Source organism: Arthrobacter sp. Y3221157 (assembly GCF_059089865.1).
In genome coordinates this window covers 1-17,478 of sequence record NZ_JBNHFD010000016.1, presented here as the reverse complement: position 1 = coordinate 17,478, position 17,478 = coordinate 1, and the positions used below count along the sequence as shown (strand labels likewise).

Genomic DNA, 17,478 nt, shown 5'->3' with positions numbered 1-17,478 from the left:
ATTGCCGGGAGCGGTTCTCCGGGAACCAATTCGGGACTGCTGCGTCATCCTCTTTAAGGAAGAAGGTGTGTGATCCTATGAGCATGGCAACCGAGGCAGTGCGGACGTCGGCGCAGCACGAATGGTTCGCGGACGAGGTCCAGGCGCTGCTGCCGAAGCTCTACGGCGCCGCGGTGAAACTGTGCCGCGACCGCACCGACGCTGAGGACTTGGTCGCCGAGGCGCTTACACGGGCCTGGGCGAAGCTCCCAACGCTCGCGGACCGCGGCACCTTCCAGGGATGGCTCTTCCGGATCCTCACCAACGTATACATTTCGCAGTACCGCGCCGCTCGTGTCCGCCCTGAGGAAGAGTCGTTGGGGGCCGACGCCGGGGACTTCTCGATCTTTGAGCGCATCCACCAGCCGATCCTGCTGTGGTGGGGCAACCCGGAGCAGGAGTTCTTCGACGGGCTGCTGCGGGCCGACCTGCAGGCCGCGCTCGACTCGCTCCCGGAGCCCTACCGCTCGGCCGTGGTGCTCGTGGATGTCTATGAGCTGTCCTACAAGGACGCCGGCGCCGCGCTCAGCGTGCCCGTCGGCACCGTCCGGTCGCGCCTCTCCCGGGGGCGCGCCCTGATGCAGAAGAACCTTTGGCGGTACGCCGGACCAGGCTACAGGCCGGCACAGGGGGAGGGAGAACCAGAATGAGGCCCACACTGATCACCTCGTGTGAGGAAGCCATCCGCGTGCTCGCCGAGCATCTCGACCACGAGCTGAGCGGGCGGCTGGAGGCCGAGCTGAATGCCCACCTGGAGACGTGCCGCAGCTGCTGCTCTCGGGCAGATTTCGAGCGCGAGCTGAAGGCGCGCATCCGTGACCTCGGAGCCGAGCCGGTGGACCGCGGCGTCGCCGACCGGGTGCAGGCGCTCCTGCGCAGCTTCGCCGACACCCCCACCCCATGAATCAGAAAGGCCAGTGAGATGGTCGTCATCACCTCGGACCAGCGCCAAGTCATCTTCGACGCCGTCGTCGCGATGTACACGAGCGTGGCCTACAGCCCCGGGCAGGGATACCACTTCCCGACCGGCCGGGCGGCGGCGGAGTACGTCGGCTATCCGCCGGGCCTCCTTGACCGGCTGCCCGCCGCGGCGGTCGAGTCCTTCGCCGGCGTCGGCTACCCGTTCGCGGCCGAGGTCCTCAGACCGGGCGACAAGGTGCTCGACATCGGCTCGGGCTCGGGGACGGACCTGCTCGTCGCGGCCCTGTCCGTGGGCGCCGAGGGCTTCGTGTACGGGGTTGACATGACGGAAGCGATGCGCGACAAGGCCAGGGCCAACGCCCGTATCGCCGGAGCGGACAACGTCGAGGTTTTGGAGGGCAACGCCGAGAACCTCCCCCTCGAGGACGGCAGCGTGGACGCCGTCACGAGCAACGGTGTGATCAACCTCGTCCCGGCCAAACGGAAGGCGGTCGCCGAGATGCACCGAGTGCTCAGGCCCGGCGGCTGGGTGCAGATCGCCGACATCGTGGTCGAGGACCTGCCCTCTGATGCCTGCCGCGCGAAGCCGCGGCTGTGGGCCGAGTGCATCGTGGGGGCGACGACGCAGGCCGACTACCTGCGGATGTTCACCGAGGTGGGCTTCACCGCAGTGGAACGCTTGGGGGACCTGGACTACTTCGCCGCGAGCAGCAGCGCCTCCACCCGGGCCACGGCCAGCGGGTTCGGCGCCCACACCATGGTGATGCGCGCCCACAAGCCCGCTTAGAACGATAGCCAGCATCACCGGCAGACAGCGCAGCAGTCCGCCGAGCAGAACAAAAATGTCCAAAACAACAACTATGAGGAGATTGTCATGTCCGCGCCCACCGAAGCCGTCGAACTCAACGGCATCAGCGTCACGCAGCTCGCCGACACCATCGGGGCCATCCAGGGCGAACCGTCCATCGCGCAGTTCCGCTTCCGCGCCAGCACCAGCTGGCAGGGCGGAGGCCGGAGCCAGACCCGGATCAAGGGGTTCTATGGTGCGAACGCGGAGGACTCGTCCAGGACGGAGCCCTTCACCCTGACCGGCGACGAGCCGGCGGTGCTGCTCGGCAGCAACACCGCACCCAATGCGGTCGAGGCTGTGCTGCACGCCCTCACATCATGCCTGACCGTCGGATTCGTTTACAACGCCGCCGCCAAGGGGATCACGGTGCGCAGCCTCGACTTCGACATAGAGGGTGAGCTCGACCTGCACGGCTTCCTCGGCCTCTCCCGAGACGTCCGGCCCGGCTACCAGAAGATCGGGATCACGTACCGGGTCGACGCCGATGCCTCCGACGAGGAGGTAGAAGAGCTGTGCCGCTACGTCCAGCGCACCTCGCCCGTGCTCGACATCGTCCGCAACCCGGTCGAGGTCACCCTGGCACGGAGCCGATGAAGCGAGGAAGGGCCGCGCAAGTGTGAAATGCACCCCGAGCTCTAATCGGTGGGCTTAGTTTGAGTCGGCGCTTTTGACCGCAGCAGCCAGGAGATCCAGCCAGTCGCCGCGGTCCAGTTGCTTCAACTGAAGATAACCGACGCACGGGAGGGGAACCCAAGGTAGCGCGGAACCTGCTTGGCGTAATCAGCGTAGGACTCTCCGAAGAGCCGTGCCACCATGGCCTCTTCGTGGCGGACACCGAGGTGTTCAGCGAGCCCTGCGGCCGGCATCGTGGCGAGGACCCACGATGAACCGGCGAGGGCTCCCGCGCCCAGATGGATGAACCACCACCCGACGTACATGGGATGGCGGGTGATGGCGTACGGGCCGGTCGTGACCAGTTCCTCCGGCCGCTCCAGCGCGAAGGGCCCAGCCGTACGCCGTCGCCGTTCGGCCAGAGCCCAAAGATTCAGGGCGGCGCCGGCGAGGACCAGTCCCGTTCCCGCCACCCTCCGGAAGGGGCGCGAGCCGGGAAGCGGCACCGGACGGACCCGGTCAAGGACCAGAGCCAGGGCTAGGCCGGTCATTTGGCCGGGCGGCAGCGGAAGGTTGGCGTACAGGATCTTGAGCGTCCCGGAAAGTGTCGCCATGCCGGAACTGTAGCTCCAAAAGCCGTTATCCCGCACCGTCGGATCGGGTGGGCATCACGTATGACAGACGCCCGACGGCAATGACAGTAATTTCAAAGGTTTCAGAAAATGGACAGTCCGGTCCTGGTGGTGAACTCGTCCAGAGCCGCGATCCCTGCCACCGAGTTTCCTGACTTGCCCCGCCCCGGGCTCCAGACACAGACAATGCAATTGTTGGGACAACGGCGATGATCCCGCCGCCCACTCCGCTCTTGCCGGGAAGCCCCACGCGGTACGCGAATTCCCCGGCCGCGTCGTAGGTTCCGCACGTCAGCATCACGGCGTTGATGCGCTTTGTTTGCGGTGTGGAGAGCAGCGCCGTGCCGTCCACCCGCACGCCGTGGCGGCCAGGAAACGGTTGGCCAGGGCAAGGTCCGTGCAGCTCATTTCCAGTGAGCACTGCAGGATGTAGTTGTCCAGGACATCCTGCACCGGGTTCTCAAGGTTGCCGCAACTTGCCAGGAAGTGGACCAGTTGCGGCGTTCCTGTTGCTGTTCCTGGCTTCGGACGCGGCCACCACGGCGTCTACATCGATCCTGCTGTTGTCACTCTCCTGCCGAAGCAGGTCAAGGACAGCCCCGGAGGCGTCCCCGGTGATGCTGAGGAGCCTGTCGGTGGCCACCAGGGCTCCTGCGTTGATGAAGGGGTTGCGTGGAATCCCGTCCTCATGTTCCAGCTGCACAAGGGAGTTGAAGGGGTTGCCGGAGGGCTCCCGGAAGACGCGGTTCCAGCTCCCGTCGCGAACCGGCGCTAACCCCAAGCGAACCAACGGGCCACATCGCTCTGCCCGAAAACAGAAAACAACCGCCAATCTACCCGCCGCCACGAACCAGCACCCATCACCGACCGTCATGAAAAATCGAGGCTAGGCGGCGCGTCGGAGCGCGCCGGAATCGGTCCTCGCTGCGCTCGGGCTGTAGAAGCGCATTTCCTGTTTTTGGCTGCTGTCCCAAGGGATTGTACGTGCCCGTTCCAGCCGGTATAGCCCCTCCAAAGTCGGGGCCTGCGGGCCGGAAATTCTTGAACCCCAGGATCCCCGCTAACTGGGATCCTCCCAAGATTTTCCGGCCCTTGCCCAAGGGTAGACAGGCTTCCATCGGGCATAGCTACGCAAGCTTCGCCAGCAGCCAAAACAACGGGGGAGAGGGGACGCTGGCCGGTCACCTAAGCCGCCTCACTCATCGGCAATTGGTCCGCGCCCGCACCCGTTTCCAGCCGCTTGACAGACATAGAAGCGTCGGGGGTGGGCTCACCCTTTGAAGTACGCCGAGATGTCCGCCACCAGTTCGTTGACCGCCGCCGGGATCGAGCCGTGGAAACCTTTGGGGGAGAGCTCGTAGGTGCTCCCCGGAACGGCAGCGTGCAGCCGCTCCGCCGTGACCTTGTAGTAGCTGGGGCTCTTGCCGCCCGCCATGAAATGGGTATTGGCGGGCAGCACGCTGAAGTCCCTGGCATGGTCGGCCTCCTTGTAGGCGGCCCGCAGTTCGCCCACGCCGCTGGGCATCACCTCACGGAACATCCTGTTGACCTTGGTCCGTGAGAGCAACGCCATCAGCCCGGCAAGGACGGGTTCCGGGATACGGGCCAGGGCCGACCCCGGGGATGTCGCCTTCTTCATGTGCGCCAGGGCGTGGCCCACCCTGCCGTTGTTGACCGCGTCCTCAAACCCGTCCAGCCAGGCGGTATCGATGCTGCCGTCGATGTTCACGGCTGCGTCGTACACGGCGAGCTTGTCCGGGACATGCGGGCTTCCGGTGAACTCCTGGACCGCGTTCAAGGCCACGGAGCCACCCAGGCTGTGGCCCAGGATGTTCCTGGCACCCGTGGCCTCAAGGACCGAGCGGACGTCGGCGATCTCGGTGCCCATGCTGTAATCGGCCGGCTGTTCGGAGGAACGGCCGCGTCCCCGGCGGTCGTACACGTCCACTGCCCAGCCCTCACCCAGGCCCTTGGCGAGGGCGATGGAGAACGGCCGGTAGATCAGGGCCGTCAGGAACGCTCCACCGATCAGCACCACCCGGCGTTCCCCCGGGGCACCCACCGTGCCGTAGCTGTACAAGGCCAGGCGGCCGCCGTCGTGTGTTGGAAGGAACCGTTCTTTCACCCGCCCCATCCTAGGCGGGAGCGGGCGCGCGAAGTCCCGGTAAACTTGATGACTGTGACTTCCCAAAACACCCCCGCCCCCAAGAACGCCCCCGAGCCCCTCGACGCCAGCGAGCAGATGCGGATCCGCATGGAGAAGCGCGCCAAACTGATCGAGCGCGGCACGGAGGCCTATCCGGTGGGAGTGGAGCGGACGCATTCGCTCGCCGAGATCCGGGAAAAGTACGCCCACCTCGAGGCGGACGACACCACCGGAGACATCGTTGGCGTCACCGGCCGCGTGGTGTTCATCCGCAACACCGGCAAGCTTTGCTTCGCAACCCTCCAGGAGGGTGGCACCGACGGCAAGGGAACCCGCCTCCAGGCCATGCTCAGCCTGGCCAGCATCGGGGAGGAAGCGCTCGCCGACTGGAAGGCCCTGGTGGACCTTGGTGACCACGTGTTCATCAAGGGCGAGGTCATCTCCTCCCGCCGCGGCGAGCTCTCCATCATGGCCGACTCCTGGGCCATGGCCTCCAAGGCGCTGCGCCCGCTGCCGGTGCTGCACGCCGAACTGAATGAGGAAACCCGTGTCCGGCAGCGCTACGTGGACCTGATGGTCCGCGACGAAGCGCGCGAGATGGTGTACACCCGCGCTGCCATCACCCGCTCCATCCGCGAAACGCTGTTCCGCCACAACTACGTGGAAGTCGAAACCCCCATCCTTAACCTGGTCCACGGCGGCGCACTGGCCCGTCCGTTCGAGACGCACATGAACGCGTTCGACCAGAAGATGACCCTGCGAATCGCCACCGAACTGTACCTGAAGCGGGCCGTGGTGGGCGGCATCGACCGCGTCTACGACATGGGCCGCGTGTTCCGGAACGAGGGCGTGGACTCCACCCACAGCCCCGAATTCACCACCCTTGAGTGCTACGAGGCGTGGGCTGACCAGTTCGTCATGGCGGAGCGCATCAAGGAGATCATCCTGGACGCCGCTGACGCCGTGGGCGCCGGCCGCACCATCCAGACCGAGGCCGGCGAGATCAACCTCGACGGCGAGTGGGCCTGGCTTGCCGTTTACCCGGGGCTGTCCGACGCCGTCGGGCAGGAAATCACTCCGGACACCCCGCTTGAGGTGCTTCGCGAAGTGGCGGAAAAGCACGAGGTCAAGGTGGACCCCAAGTGGGACGCCGAAAAGCTGGCCGTGGAGCTCTTCGGCGAAATCGTGGAACCCACCCTGCTGAACCCCACGTTTGTCTACGACTACCCGCCCTCCGCCCAGCCGCTGGCACGCCCGCACCGCAAGGACGGCCGGCTCATCGAAGCCTGGGACCTGATCATCGGCGGCATGGAACGCGGCACGGCCTTCTCCGAACTGATCGACCCCGTCATCCAGCGCGAGCGGCTCACGGAGCAGTCCCGCCACGCCGCCGCCGGCGATGACGAGGCCATGCAGCTGGACGAGGACTTCCTGCGGGCGCTGGAGTACGGCGCACCGCCCATGGGCGGCATCGGGCTGGGCATTGACCGACTGGTGATGCTGTTCACCGGCGCAGGCATCCGGGAGACCATCCTCTTCCCCCTGCTAAAGCCCGAAGGCCAGTAGGAATGGAATATGTAGCCGTCCTCTTGCCCTCCGTAGTGGTGGGCCTCCTTTTCTGGTTTGCCATGAAGGCGATTTTCAATGCCGACAAATCAGAGCGGCAGGCGGAAGCCCGTGCCCAGGCCGAGGCCGACGCGCGGGCGGCAGAGTCCGCCGAACGCCGGCAGGCCGACGAGCCGCCGTCCGGCCAGCCGAACCCCGAAGCCAAATAAAAACCCCTAATCTTCTGCGGTTATCCCCATGGAACCATTAGGCGCTTTGACGCGTTGCCATAAAGAGAGTCATACTTTTTAGGGAAACATCCTGCTTTTCTGAAAAACCACCCTTTCCAAGAGGAAGACGTTAAATGGCACAGAAAGTAAACATCATCCTCGTTGATGATCTGGATGGGGGATCCGCAGACGAGAATGTGAAGTTCGGCCTTGACGGGACGAACTACGAGATTGACCTTTCGGCGGCCAATGCCGCTGAACTCCGGTCTTCGCTGGAGCGCTTTATAGCTGCTGCACGGAAGGCATCGGGAGGCCGCACCGCCGCCCGCACGCCCAAGGCTCCGGCCGGCGGCCGCAGCAATGATTCAGCCCAGATTAGGCAGTGGGCCCGGGATAACGGGTACACCGTAAACAGCCGGGGCCGAATTCAGGCGGAAATCCAGGAAGCCTACCAAAAGGCAAATTCCTAGCAGCAGCCAGGATCTGGTTAAACCCTGCTTCCCCTCACCGGGAAGCAGGGTTTTTTCTGTTTCCGCGCACAAAAAAGAGGAGGGGTCCGGTGGCGCCCTCGGTGCAATTTACCGGTGCAGCCTGCATAGGGATGCTGCAGTACTTTTAAAAGTTCGGCGCCACCTTCGCCAACGGGCTCTTTAACAGGAGGCGGAGGCCCGTTTTCCGGCCTGTCCCCGGTGGCCGGGATGGGCCGGGAGGGAACGCCTGCGGGATATTCCCGAACTGTGCGGGTTTCCCCTGTGGCGAACACGCTCCACAAGTCCGGGCCCGCCACGTAGCATCAAAGTACGTCGTAGCTAGGAGTGTGGCGAAATGTTTGAGCGATTTACGGACCGTGCCCGTCGCGTAGTTGTGCTTGCCCAAGAAGAGGCACGCATGCTGAACCACAATTACATCGGTACCGAACACATCCTCTTGGGTCTGATCCATGAGGGTGAGGGCGTTGCCGCCAAAGCTCTTGAGTCCTTGAGCATTTCGCTCGACGGCGTCCGCGAGCAGGTGCAGGAGATCATCGGGCAGGGCCAGCAGGCGCCGTCCGGGCACATCCCCTTCACTCCCCGTGCCAAGAAGGTACTGGAGCTCTCGCTGCGCGAGGCACTCCAGCTGGGCCATAACTACATCGGCACCGAGCACATCCTGCTCGGCCTCATCCGCGAGGGTGAGGGCGTTGCCGCCCAGGTGCTGGTGAAGCTGGGTGCCGACCTCAACCGCGTGCGCCAGCAGGTCATCCAGCTCCTCTCCGGCTACCAGGGCAAGGAAAGCACCGGCGCCGGCGTCGGGTCGGGCCAGCCCGAAGGTGCTCCCGCCGGTTCCGTTGTCCTGGACCAGTTCGGCCGCAACCTGACCCAGGCTGCCCGCGAGAACAAGCTGGACCCGGTAATCGGTCGCGAGCAGGAGATGGAACGCGTCATGCAGGTCCTCTCCCGCCGCACCAAGAACAACCCCGTGCTCATCGGCGAACCCGGGGTCGGCAAGACCGCCGTCGTCGAAGGCCTTGCCCAGGCGATTGTCCGCGGCGACGTCCCGGAGACCATCAAGGACAAGCAGCTGTACACCCTGGACCTCGGTTCCCTGGTGGCAGGCTCCCGTTACCGTGGTGACTTCGAAGAGCGCCTGAAGAAGGTCCTCAAGGAGATCCGCACCCGCGGCGACATCATCCTGTTCATCGACGAAATCCACACCCTGGTTGGTGCCGGTGCCGCCGAAGGCGCCATCGATGCTGCGTCCATCCTGAAGCCCATGCTGGCCCGCGGTGAGCTGCAGACCATCGGTGCCACCACGCTGGACGAGTACCGCAAGCACATCGAGAAGGACGCCGCGCTGGAGCGCCGCTTCCAGCCGATCCAGGTCAAGGAACCCTCCGTGGCGCACGCCATCGAGATCCTCAAGGGCCTGCGTGACCGCTACGAGGCACACCACCGCGTCACCATCACCGACGGCGCCCTGGCCTCTGCCGCCAGCCTCGCCGAACGCTACATCTCGGACCGCTTCCTGCCGGACAAGGCGATCGACCTGATCGACGAGGCAGGCGCACGGCTGCGCATCCGCCGCATGACCGCTCCGCCGGAGCTTAAGGCCATGGACGAGCGCATCGCCAAGCTGAAGATGGAGAAGGAATCCGCCATCGACGCGCAGGACTTCGAAGGCGCAGCTTCGCTCCGCGACAAGGAGCAGAAGATGATCGCCGAGCGTTCCGAGAAGGAACGCCACTGGAAGTCCGGCGGCATGGATGACATCTCCGAGGTGGACGAGGACCTCATCGCAGAGGTGCTGGCCAACTCCACGGGCATCCCCGTCTTCAAGCTGACCGAGGAAGAGTCCTCGCGCCTGCTGAAGATGGAAGAGGAACTGCACAAGCGCGTCGTCGGCCAGGACGAGGCCATCAAGGCACTGTCCCAGGCCATCCGCCGCACCCGTGCAGGGCTCAAGGACCCCAAGCGCCCCGGTGGCTCGTTCATCTTCGCCGGCCCCACCGGCGTCGGCAAGACCGAGCTGGCCAAGGCACTCGCGGAGTTCCTGTTCGGTGAAGAGGACGCCCTCATCACGCTGGATATGTCCGAGTACTCGGAGAAGCACACCGTCTCGCGGCTGTTCGGTGCCCCTCCGGGCTACGTCGGCTACGAAGAGGGTGGGCAGCTGACCGAGAAGGTCCGCCGCCGTCCGTTCTCCGTGGTGCTGTTCGACGAAGTTGAGAAGGCCCACGCTGACCTCTTCAACTCGCTCCTGCAGATCCTGGAAGACGGCCGCCTGACCGACTCCCAGGGCCGCGTGGTGGACTTCAAGAACACCGTGATCATCATGACCACCAACCTGGGTACCCGGGACATCTCCAAGAGCGTTGCCACCGGTTTCCAGTCCGGCACCGACACGCAGACCGGCTACAACCGGATGCGTGCCCGCGTGACCGAGGAACTCAAGCAGCACTTCCGCCCCGAGTTCCTGAACCGCGTGGATGACGTAGTGGTGTTCCCGCAGCTCACCCAGGACGAGATCATCGAGATCGTGGACATGTTCGTCACCCGCCTGGAGAAGCGCCTCAAGGACAAGGACATGGGCATCGAGCTCACCAAGGCCGCCAAGGTGCTCCTGGCCACCCGTGGCTATGACCCCGCAATGGGTGCCCGGCCGCTGCGCCGCACCATCCAGCGCGAGATCGAGGACCAGCTCTCCGAGAAGATCCTCTTCGGCGACATCCACGCCGGCGACATCGTGGTGGTGGACGTGGAAGGCGAAGGCGACGACGCCAAGTTCACGTTCGCCGGCAACGCCAAGCCGCGCATCCCGGAGATCGCTCCGAGCGTCTAACTCCGTCTCCACAAAAGCCCCGCCGCTCCGAAAGGAGCCGGCGGGGCTTTTGCATCCCTGCCGCACGGTATGGCGAAACGGCCGCCGGTACTGTGATGCGGGGCACAAACGGTGTTGAATCTGAGGCATGGCTATTTTGAACCCGGTGATCCCGGGCGATCAACCACAGACCCCTTTCCACGACCTCGACCACTACCTGTCCATCCCCCGGGTTAGCGGGCTTACCCTGAGCTCCGACGGATCCCGCCTTGTCACAACCGTCAGCACCCTGAACGGGAAAGGCACCGAGTTCGCCACTGCGCTGTGGGAGCTGGATCCGGCCGGCCACCGGCACGCCCGGCGCATCACCCGCAGCGCCAAGGGCGAGGCCGGCGCCGCCTTCGCCGCGAACGGGGACGTCTACTTCACCTCCGGGCGGCCCGACCCGGACAGCCCGGATGAGGATCCTGTCAATGCCCTCTGGCTGCTTCCTGCCGACGGCGGTGAAGCGCGGGTGGTCCTCAACCGGCCCGGCGGTGTCGCCGGGGTGTTGACGGCCAGGGACGCGGACGCCGCCTTCGTGACCGCCGAGGTCCTGGCCGGCTCCGCCGACGGGGAAGACGACGCCCGGCGCCGCAAAGCCCGCAAGGACAACAAGGTCTCGGCCATCCTGCACAGTGAATATCCCGTGAGGTTCTGGGATGCCGACCTTGGGCCCGGGCAGCCGCGGATCTTCGCCGTCGAACCGGGAGAGGACAGCGGGCCGGGCAAGCCGACTACGGTGGATGCGTCCGCACCGCTGGCCCTGCGGAACCTGACACCCGGCGCCGGGAACCGGCTGCGGGAGGCGGAGACGGTTGCCAGCCCGGACGGCAGGACAATCTACACGAGCATGACCAAGCCACTCGCCCGCGCGGACAGCCGGTCCGTCCTGGTGGCCGTGGACGTGGCGTCCGGCGGCATGACTGTGGTTCTGGATCATGAAGGCATGAGCTACTTTCCCGGCCCCGTCAGCCCCGACGGCAGGACGCTGGTGGTGGTCAGCGAGAGCGACTCCACGCCGCGCCGGGCGCCGGAGGTCAAGCTTCACCTGCTGGACGTCTCGAACCCCGCCGATGGGGCCGCGGACCTGCGACCCTTGGCCCACGACTGGGACCGCTGGGCCAAGCCGGCTGCCTGGCTGCCGGACGGTTCAGCCATCCTGGCCACGGCAGACGACGACGGCGCGTCGCCCCTTTTCCGGATCAGCCTTCCGGCGTCTGCCGCGGAAGTGAGCGTCTCCCGGGTGACGCAGGACGCGGCGGCCTATACCGACGTCGTGGTTTCACCGGACGGGCGCGCTGCCTACGCGTTGCGCAGCTCTTACGCGTTTCCGCCCGAAGCGGTACGCATCGACCTGGCAACAGGGGAAACCACGCGGCTGCCGGCACCCGCGGAACGGCCCGCGTGTCCGGGAAGCCTGCAGCGCATCGCGGCCACGGCCCGGGACGGGTCGCGGGTGCCGGCCTACCTTGCCCTGCCGGAGGAAGCCTCGGCCGGCAGCCCCGCCCCGCTGCTCCTCTGGATCCATGGCGGACCACTGGCATCGTGGAACGCGTGGACCTGGCGCTGGAATCCCTGGCTTCTCACTGCCCGCGGCTATGCGGTGCTGCTGCCGGACCCCGCCCTGTCCACGGGCTACGGCCAGGCCTACATCCAGCGGGGATGGGGCGCCTGGGGGAAAGCACCCTTTACTGATCTCATGGCCGTGACGGACGCTGCCGTTGAGCGGCCGGACATTGACGCCTCACGGACGGCTGCCATGGGCGGCTCCTTCGGCGGCTACATGGCCAACTGGGTGGCCGGCCAAACGGACAGGTTCGACGCCATCGTGACCCATGCCAGCCTGTGGGCCCTGGACCAGTTCGGCCCCACCACGGACGCCTCCCAGTACTGGCTGAAGGAAATGACGGAAGAGATGGCCCTGGAGAACTCTCCGCACCTCCATGTAGAGAAGATCAGCACCCCCATGCTGGTCATCCACGGGGACAAGGACTACCGGGTGCCCATCGGGGAAGGCCTGAGGCTTTGGTACGAGCTGCTCTCCAAATCCCAGCTGGCCGCCGACGCCGACGGCCAGATTGCCCACCGGTTCCTGTATTTCCCTGATGAGAACCACTGGGTCCTCCAGCCGCAGCACGCCAAAGTCTGGTACCAGGTCGTGGAATCGTTCCTGGCCAAAAACGTCCTGGGCAAGGACGTGGCATTGCCGCCTGAGCTGGGACTTTAGCCACAGTGTGCCGCGCGTTCCTTTGGCCGGGGCGCGCGGCCGCCGGCGTCATTTGCCGCTTGCTGCTCCTTCGTCGCTTTGACGCAAGCTACACAAATGACCCCGGCGCCCGCGCTTGTACTTTCATGTCCCGTTGCCAGCGCCCCAGGACACCTACGTCGTCGTGAGCATCTAGTTACCGACGGGGCGTTTTCGGCCGTATTTGATGTGGAAGTAGGCGTAGCAGGCCGCTACGAATGGGATTCCGAAGTAGAGCGCTGTGGCCTGGGTGGGGTCGAAACCGATGCCGATCAGCGAGATCACACACAGCAGGAACGCGGTGATGGGCAGCAGCGGGAACAGCGGCGCCCTGTACCCAAGGTCAGCGTGCCGGCCTCCTGCGCGCAGGAACGCCCGGCGGTGGAAAAAGTGTGACGCCGTGATGGACATCCACACGCCCACTGTCGCGAAACCGGCGATGGACACCAGGACCAGGTACACCGTGGTGGGTGCCACCACGCTGCTGACCAGCGAGGCAAGGCCGCCCAGCATGCTGACGCACAGGGCGAGCATCGGGATGCCCCTCTTGGTCAGCCTGCCCAGCGCTTTCGGTGCATGTCCCTCGTCAGCGAGTGAGAAAAGCATGCGGGCGCAGGAAAACAGGCCGCAGTTGCCCGCCGACAGAAGCGCCGTGATGATGACGAAGTTCATGATGTCGGCGGCGTAGGGGATGCCCAGCTGCGAGAAGACGACGACGAAGGGGCTGACCTCGAGCGACGTCTCCTCGTACGGGACGGTACAGGCGATCACGGTGATCGCGCCAACAAAGAAGATCAGAAGCCGGATCACGGTGGTCCGCATCGCCTTTGGGATGTTGACGGCGGGATTGGCTGTTTCTCCGGCGGCCACGCCAATAAGCTCGGACCCGGAAAAAGCGTAGAAGACCGCAAGCGTGGTTATCAATACGCCGGTAATTCCGTTGGGGAACAGGCCCTGGGGTGTGTTGAGGTTCTCGCCCAGCAACGGGTAGCCGTCCTCGGCCAGCGGATGGAAGCCGAGCAGGGCCGCGCCGCCCAGGACGATCAGTCCGATCACTGCGGCGACCTTGATCAGGGCAAACCAGAACTCAGATTCGCCAAAGACGCGGGAGGAAACGGCGTTCAGCGTGAACAGGACGGCGGCGAAAACCAGGCACCAGACCCACACATCAACCTGCGGAAACCAGCGCTGCATCAACAACCCGGCGGCGGTGAACTCCGAGCCAAGCGCTACCGCCCAGCACAACCAGTAAAGCCATGCCGTAGCAAACCCGGTGGCCGGGCCGATGGCCCTGGCGGCGTATATATGGAAGGCGCCGGACACCGGGTAGGCCACGGCGAGTTCACCCAGGCACGCCATCACCATGTAAACGACGGCGGCCCCGATGAGATAAGCGATAATCGCGCCGAGCGGGCCGGCCTGGGCGATGGTGTAGCCGGAGCTGAGGAAAAGCCCGGAGCCGATGACACCTCCCATCGCAATCATCACGAGGTGCCGGGCCTCCATGGAGCGCCGAAGTCCCCGCTGTCCTTCTTCCTCGGTAATGCTGTCTGACAGGGTTGGGGAGCCTAAAGCCATTTTTCCTCCGGGACGGGCGACGTTGCCCATAGGGTGACGGGGGTAACAGTCGAAACACTGCTGGGTGGCGCTTCACCTGCGCAAACGCAGCCGGCCCGCATCTTGGAAGTCTGCGGAGTCACCCCGGTTTTGCGCGTCCGAGCATAAGCATTGCTGTTACTACCCCTGATTATGAAGCTCCTGATCTGTGGCTCTGGCGTGAGGGCAGGTTCCAGGCTGCGGGACTGACTTAGCGCCGCCCTTGAGCGCGGGCGAACTAGGATTGGCCTGTGACCGACTCCTTCCATATCCGCCCTGCCCGTACGAGTGATGTGTCCGCCATCAAGAAGCTGGTGGCGCCGCTGGCAGACCAGCGGATCCTGATGGCAAAGGAAACGGTGGCCTACTACGAAAGCCTCCAGGAGTTCAGGATCGCGGAGTCCAGCGAAGGCGAGGTCATCGGCTGCGGGGCGTTGCATGTCATGTGGGAGGACCTGGCTGAAGTGCGCACGCTGGCCGCCTCCGAGGACTGGCGCGGCAGGGGAGTGGGTCACGTGCTCGTGGAGAGCCTGCTCGACGAAGCCCGCGCCCTGGGCGTGGCCCGGGTCTTCTGCCTCACCTTTGAGGTGGACTTCTTCAAGCGCCACGGTTTCGAAGTCATGGCGGACCAGTCCGCCGTGGATCCCGAGGTCTACTCGGAGCTCCTGCGATCCCACGACGAGGGCGTCGCCGAGTTCCTGGACCTGGCGCGGGTCAAGCCCAACACCCTCGGTAACACCCGCATGATCCGCTTCCTTTAGGAGGCATGTCCCGGCCGTTTCCATACGGCCAAAACCGAACTGCAGCTCCTTGTCCGCGGGCTGGTTTATGCCCCCGGCGACGCTTCCTTTGAATCGGAAACCGCCGCCTTCAATCTGGCCACCCGGCATACGCCGGACCTGGTCCTGGCCGCAGTCGACGCCGACGACGTCGCGGCTGCGGTCGAGTGGGCTTCCGCCCGTGACATGTCCATTTCCGTGCAGTCCACCGGACATGGCGCCGCCAATGCCATCACCGGAGGGCTCCTGATCAGCACCCGCCACATGCTTGAGTTGTCCATCGACCCCGACGAGCAGACGGCCCGAGTCGGTGCAGGCGTGCGCTGGCGCGAGTCCTCCGTGCTGCCGCCCCGTTCGGCCTCACGGGCCTGCACGGCTCCACCACCGACGTCGGGGTGGTGGGCTACACCCTCGGCGGCGGACTGCCGCTTCTGGGCCGAAAGTACGGCTTTGCGTCCGACCATGCCATCGCCTTCGACCTGGTCACCCCTGACGGCAGGCTGCGGCGCGTTGATGCCCGCAGCGAGCCGCGGCTGTTCTCGCTTCTCCGGGGCGGCAAGGGCAACTTCGGCATAGTGACCGCCATGGAGTTCACCCTATTCCCGGCCGGAGAACTTTATGCGGGCGGCATTTTCTACGCTGGCGCCCACGCCAAGGAAGTCCTGGCTGGTTTCCGCGGCAGGACGCAGGGCCTGCCTCCGGAGGCGTCCGCCTCGCTGGCATTCCTGCGGTTGCCCGAGCTGGAAGAAGTGCCGGGCTTCCTGCGCGGACAGTTCGTCATGCACCTGCGGTTCGCGTGGCAGGGGGATGAGGAAGAGGGAGCGGCCGTCCTTGCCAATGACCGCCGCTCGATGTACTGCCGCCCCCGGCCTTGGTTTTACTCGATTTGATGGATAAACTGAGCCGGCCAGGATGGGGGCCCGGCAAAGGGACAGTCATTGGGGGCTGTCCCTTTGCCGCATTCGCCTCCCACCAGCGGAAACCTACCGTTCCGGCGTGCCCCGGTAGTAGGGTCGAAAAGACACCCTTCAACAGCACAGCCGGGAGCCGCCGTGAAGAAACTCATCAACGACCCCAAGTCTGTGGTTGACGAATCCGTCCAGGGCTTTGGCCTGGCCCACGCAGACCTTGTCGCGGTGAGCACGGATCCCACGTTCATCAGGCGCCTGGACGCTCCGGTCAGCGGAAAAGTGGCGATCGTGTCCGGCGGGGGAAGCGGCCACGAGCCCCTGCATGCCGGGTTCGTGGGGAAAGGGATGCTCGACGCCGCCGTACCGGGAGCGGTATTCACCTCGCCCACGCCGGACCAGATCCTGCCCGCAACCCTCGCTGTGGACTCGGGCGCCGGCGTCGTGCATATCGTAAAAAACTACACCGGTGACGTCCTCAACTTCGAGACGGCGGCGGAACTTGCGGAGGCGGAAGGCATCAGCATCCGCACCGTCCTGGTCAACGACGACGTTGCTGTTGAGGACTCCCTGTACACCGCGGGACGACGCGGTGTGGGCGGGACTGTGCTGGTGGAAAAAATCGCCGGTGCGGCCGCCGAACGCGGCTACGGCCTGGACGCGGTGGCAGCCATAGCCTCGCGCGTCAATGCCAATGCCCGCAGCATGGGGGTTGCCCTCTCCGCCTGCACTGTCCCCCACGCCGGTACGCCCAGCTTCGACCTGGGCGAGGACGAGGTGGAAATCGGCATTGGAATCCATGGCGAGCCGGGCCGCCACCGCATCCCGCTCGAAAGCGCGGACGGCATTACGGACAGGCTGCTGGAACCAATCCTTTCGGACCTCGGTATCAGCGGGGGCGACAGGGTGCTGCTCTTTGTCAACGGAATGGGCGGCACCCCGCTGAGTGAGCTGTACATCGTCTACCGCCGTGCCGCGCAGGTCCTCGCGGACAGGGGTGCCGGGGTTGAGCGCTCGCTGGTGGGCAACTACATCACGGCCCTGGAGATGCAGGGCTGTTCCATCTCCGTCCTCCGGCTGGACGACGAACTGACGGAACTGTGGGATGCGCCCGTCCATACCGCAGCCCTCCGGTGGGGTGCGTAGCCGTGGTGTTGGACGTCAACTGGGCAGTGAAATGGCTGACCCTGTGCGCGCAGGCGATGGCCGAACACCGGGTTGAGCTGATCGAACTGGACCGGGCGATCGGTGATTCGGATCATGGCGAGAACATGGACCGTGGCTTCCAGGCGGTCCTGGACAAGCTGGCGGAAGCACCGCCGGAGACTCCGGGTGCGGCGCTGAAGCTCGCGGCAATGACGCTCATGTCCAAGGTGGGCGGGGCCGCCGGACCGCTGTACGGCACCGCCTTCCTTAGGGCCGCCGGAACCATGGGGGATGCCGCGGAAATCGATCCCGCCGGCTGGGCCGCGGCGGTCAGCGCCGCTCGGGACGGGATCGTGGTCCGCGGGAAGGCGGAGCCCGGGGACAAGACCATGGTGGACGCGTGGGCGCCCGCCGCCGAGGCCGCGAAGGCTGCCGCGGACACCGGCAGCCCGGACGTCCTGAGTGTGCTGGTCGCCGCCGCCGAGGCAGC

General features: G+C 65.6%; 18 protein-coding genes and 2 pseudogenes. 14 read left to right on the top strand and 6 right to left on the bottom strand.

Annotation, left to right across the window (positions count from 1 at the left end):
- The first annotated feature begins 77 nt into the window (after positions 1–77).
- From AC5RTT_RS06920 to AC5RTT_RS06905, 4 genes are all read left to right on the top strand, one after another.
- Positions 78–689 carry an RNA polymerase sigma factor gene (locus tag AC5RTT_RS06920; RefSeq protein WP_494144567.1) on the top strand — a complete coding sequence of 204 codons (612 nt, stop codon included), beginning with the start codon at positions 78–80 and terminating at the stop codon, positions 687–689.
- Complete coding sequence (locus tag AC5RTT_RS06915) at positions 686–943, top strand: anti-sigma factor family protein (protein WP_494144566.1); 258 nt, start codon at positions 686–688, stop codon at positions 941–943. Before AC5RTT_RS06920 ends, AC5RTT_RS06915 begins: the two co-directional genes overlap by 4 nt.
- A 72-nt stretch (positions 944–1,015) precedes the next feature.
- The gene (locus AC5RTT_RS06910; protein WP_494144565.1) at positions 1,016–1,747 is read left to right on the top strand and encodes a methyltransferase domain-containing protein; all 732 of its coding nucleotides are present in this window, start codon (positions 1,016–1,018) and stop codon (positions 1,745–1,747) included.
- Positions 1,748–1,834: 87 nt separating this feature from the next.
- Positions 1,835–2,404, top strand: coding sequence for an OsmC family protein (locus AC5RTT_RS06905; protein WP_494144564.1), 570 nt, complete (start codon positions 1,835–1,837; stop codon positions 2,402–2,404).
- A 122-nt stretch (positions 2,405–2,526) separates the two neighbouring features.
- Here the strand turns inward: AC5RTT_RS06905 and AC5RTT_RS06900 are convergent, their stop codons facing one another.
- The 5 genes and pseudogenes from AC5RTT_RS06900 to AC5RTT_RS06880 form a co-directional block, all read right to left on the bottom strand.
- Positions 2,527–3,036 carry a methyltransferase family protein gene (locus AC5RTT_RS06900; RefSeq protein WP_494144563.1) on the bottom strand — a complete coding sequence of 170 codons (510 nt, stop codon included), beginning with the start codon at positions 3,034–3,036 and terminating at the stop codon, positions 2,527–2,529.
- Positions 3,037–3,137: 101 nt separating this feature from the next.
- Positions 3,138–3,406 (bottom strand): annotated as a pseudogene (locus AC5RTT_RS06895) (glutaminase).
- Positions 3,352–3,507: a glutaminase gene (locus AC5RTT_RS06890; RefSeq protein ID WP_494144562.1), complete on the bottom strand. Its 156-nt coding sequence runs from the start codon at positions 3,505–3,507 to the stop codon at positions 3,352–3,354. The pseudogene AC5RTT_RS06895 and the gene AC5RTT_RS06890 overlap by 55 nt, the downstream one beginning before the upstream one ends.
- A 7-nt stretch (positions 3,508–3,514) precedes the next feature.
- Positions 3,515–3,757, bottom strand: coding sequence for a glutaminase (locus tag AC5RTT_RS06885; RefSeq protein ID WP_494144561.1), 243 nt, complete (start codon positions 3,755–3,757; stop codon positions 3,515–3,517).
- A gap of 567 nt (positions 3,758–4,324) precedes the next feature.
- Positions 4,325–5,179, bottom strand: coding sequence for an alpha/beta fold hydrolase (locus tag AC5RTT_RS06880; RefSeq protein ID WP_494124306.1), 855 nt, complete (start codon positions 5,177–5,179; stop codon positions 4,325–4,327).
- 48 nt (positions 5,180–5,227) lie between these two features.
- Between AC5RTT_RS06880 and lysS the strand changes: the two genes are divergently transcribed.
- The 5 genes from lysS (at position 5,228) to AC5RTT_RS06855 (ending at position 12,541) form a co-directional block, all read left to right on the top strand.
- The gene (gene lysS / locus AC5RTT_RS06875; protein WP_494011870.1) at positions 5,228–6,766 is read left to right on the top strand and encodes a lysine--tRNA ligase; all 1,539 of its coding nucleotides are present in this window, start codon (positions 5,228–5,230) and stop codon (positions 6,764–6,766) included.
- A 2-nt stretch (positions 6,767–6,768) separates the two neighbouring features.
- On the top strand, positions 6,769–6,975 hold the full coding sequence (locus AC5RTT_RS06870; RefSeq protein WP_494144560.1) for a hypothetical protein: 207 nt from the start codon (positions 6,769–6,771) through the stop codon (positions 6,973–6,975).
- Between the two features lie 134 nt (positions 6,976–7,109).
- Entirely contained in the window at positions 7,110–7,445 is a 336-nt protein-coding gene (locus AC5RTT_RS06865) for a histone-like nucleoid-structuring protein Lsr2 (RefSeq protein ID WP_494011868.1), read from the top strand.
- A gap of 355 nt (positions 7,446–7,800) precedes the next feature.
- A complete protein-coding gene (locus AC5RTT_RS06860) occupies positions 7,801–10,293 on the top strand; it encodes an ATP-dependent Clp protease ATP-binding subunit (protein WP_494011867.1) in 2,493 nt (830 codons plus the stop codon).
- A gap of 127 nt (positions 10,294–10,420) precedes the next feature.
- A complete protein-coding gene (locus AC5RTT_RS06855) occupies positions 10,421–12,541 on the top strand; it encodes a S9 family peptidase (protein WP_494144559.1) in 2,121 nt (706 codons plus the stop codon).
- 171 nt (positions 12,542–12,712) lie between these two features.
- Here AC5RTT_RS06855 and AC5RTT_RS06850 read toward each other — a convergent pair whose 3' ends face one another.
- On the bottom strand, positions 12,713–14,137 hold the full coding sequence (locus AC5RTT_RS06850) for an amino acid permease (protein WP_494144558.1): 1,425 nt from the start codon (positions 14,135–14,137) through the stop codon (positions 12,713–12,715).
- 269 nt (positions 14,138–14,406) lie between these two features.
- Here AC5RTT_RS06850 and AC5RTT_RS06845 point away from each other — a divergent pair, with 269 nt between their 5' ends.
- From AC5RTT_RS06845 to dhaL, 5 genes and pseudogenes are all read left to right on the top strand, one after another.
- The gene (locus AC5RTT_RS06845) at positions 14,407–14,916 is read left to right on the top strand and encodes an amino-acid N-acetyltransferase (RefSeq protein WP_494011864.1); all 510 of its coding nucleotides are present in this window, start codon (positions 14,407–14,409) and stop codon (positions 14,914–14,916) included.
- A gap of 39 nt (positions 14,917–14,955) precedes the next feature.
- Positions 14,956–15,207: pseudogene (locus AC5RTT_RS06840) on the top strand (FAD-binding protein); the annotation flags it as partial.
- A 122-nt stretch (positions 15,208–15,329) separates the two neighbouring features.
- Complete coding sequence (locus AC5RTT_RS06835) at positions 15,330–15,824, top strand: hypothetical protein (protein ID WP_494144557.1); 495 nt, start codon at positions 15,330–15,332, stop codon at positions 15,822–15,824.
- Between the two features lie 162 nt (positions 15,825–15,986).
- Entirely contained in the window at positions 15,987–16,988 is a 1,002-nt protein-coding gene (gene dhaK / locus AC5RTT_RS06830; protein ID WP_494144556.1) for a dihydroxyacetone kinase subunit DhaK, read from the top strand.
- Positions 16,989–16,990: 2 nt separating this feature from the next.
- On the top strand, positions 16,991–17,478 hold a 488-nt coding region (gene dhaL / locus AC5RTT_RS06825), incomplete at its 3' end, for a dihydroxyacetone kinase subunit DhaL (RefSeq protein WP_494144555.1).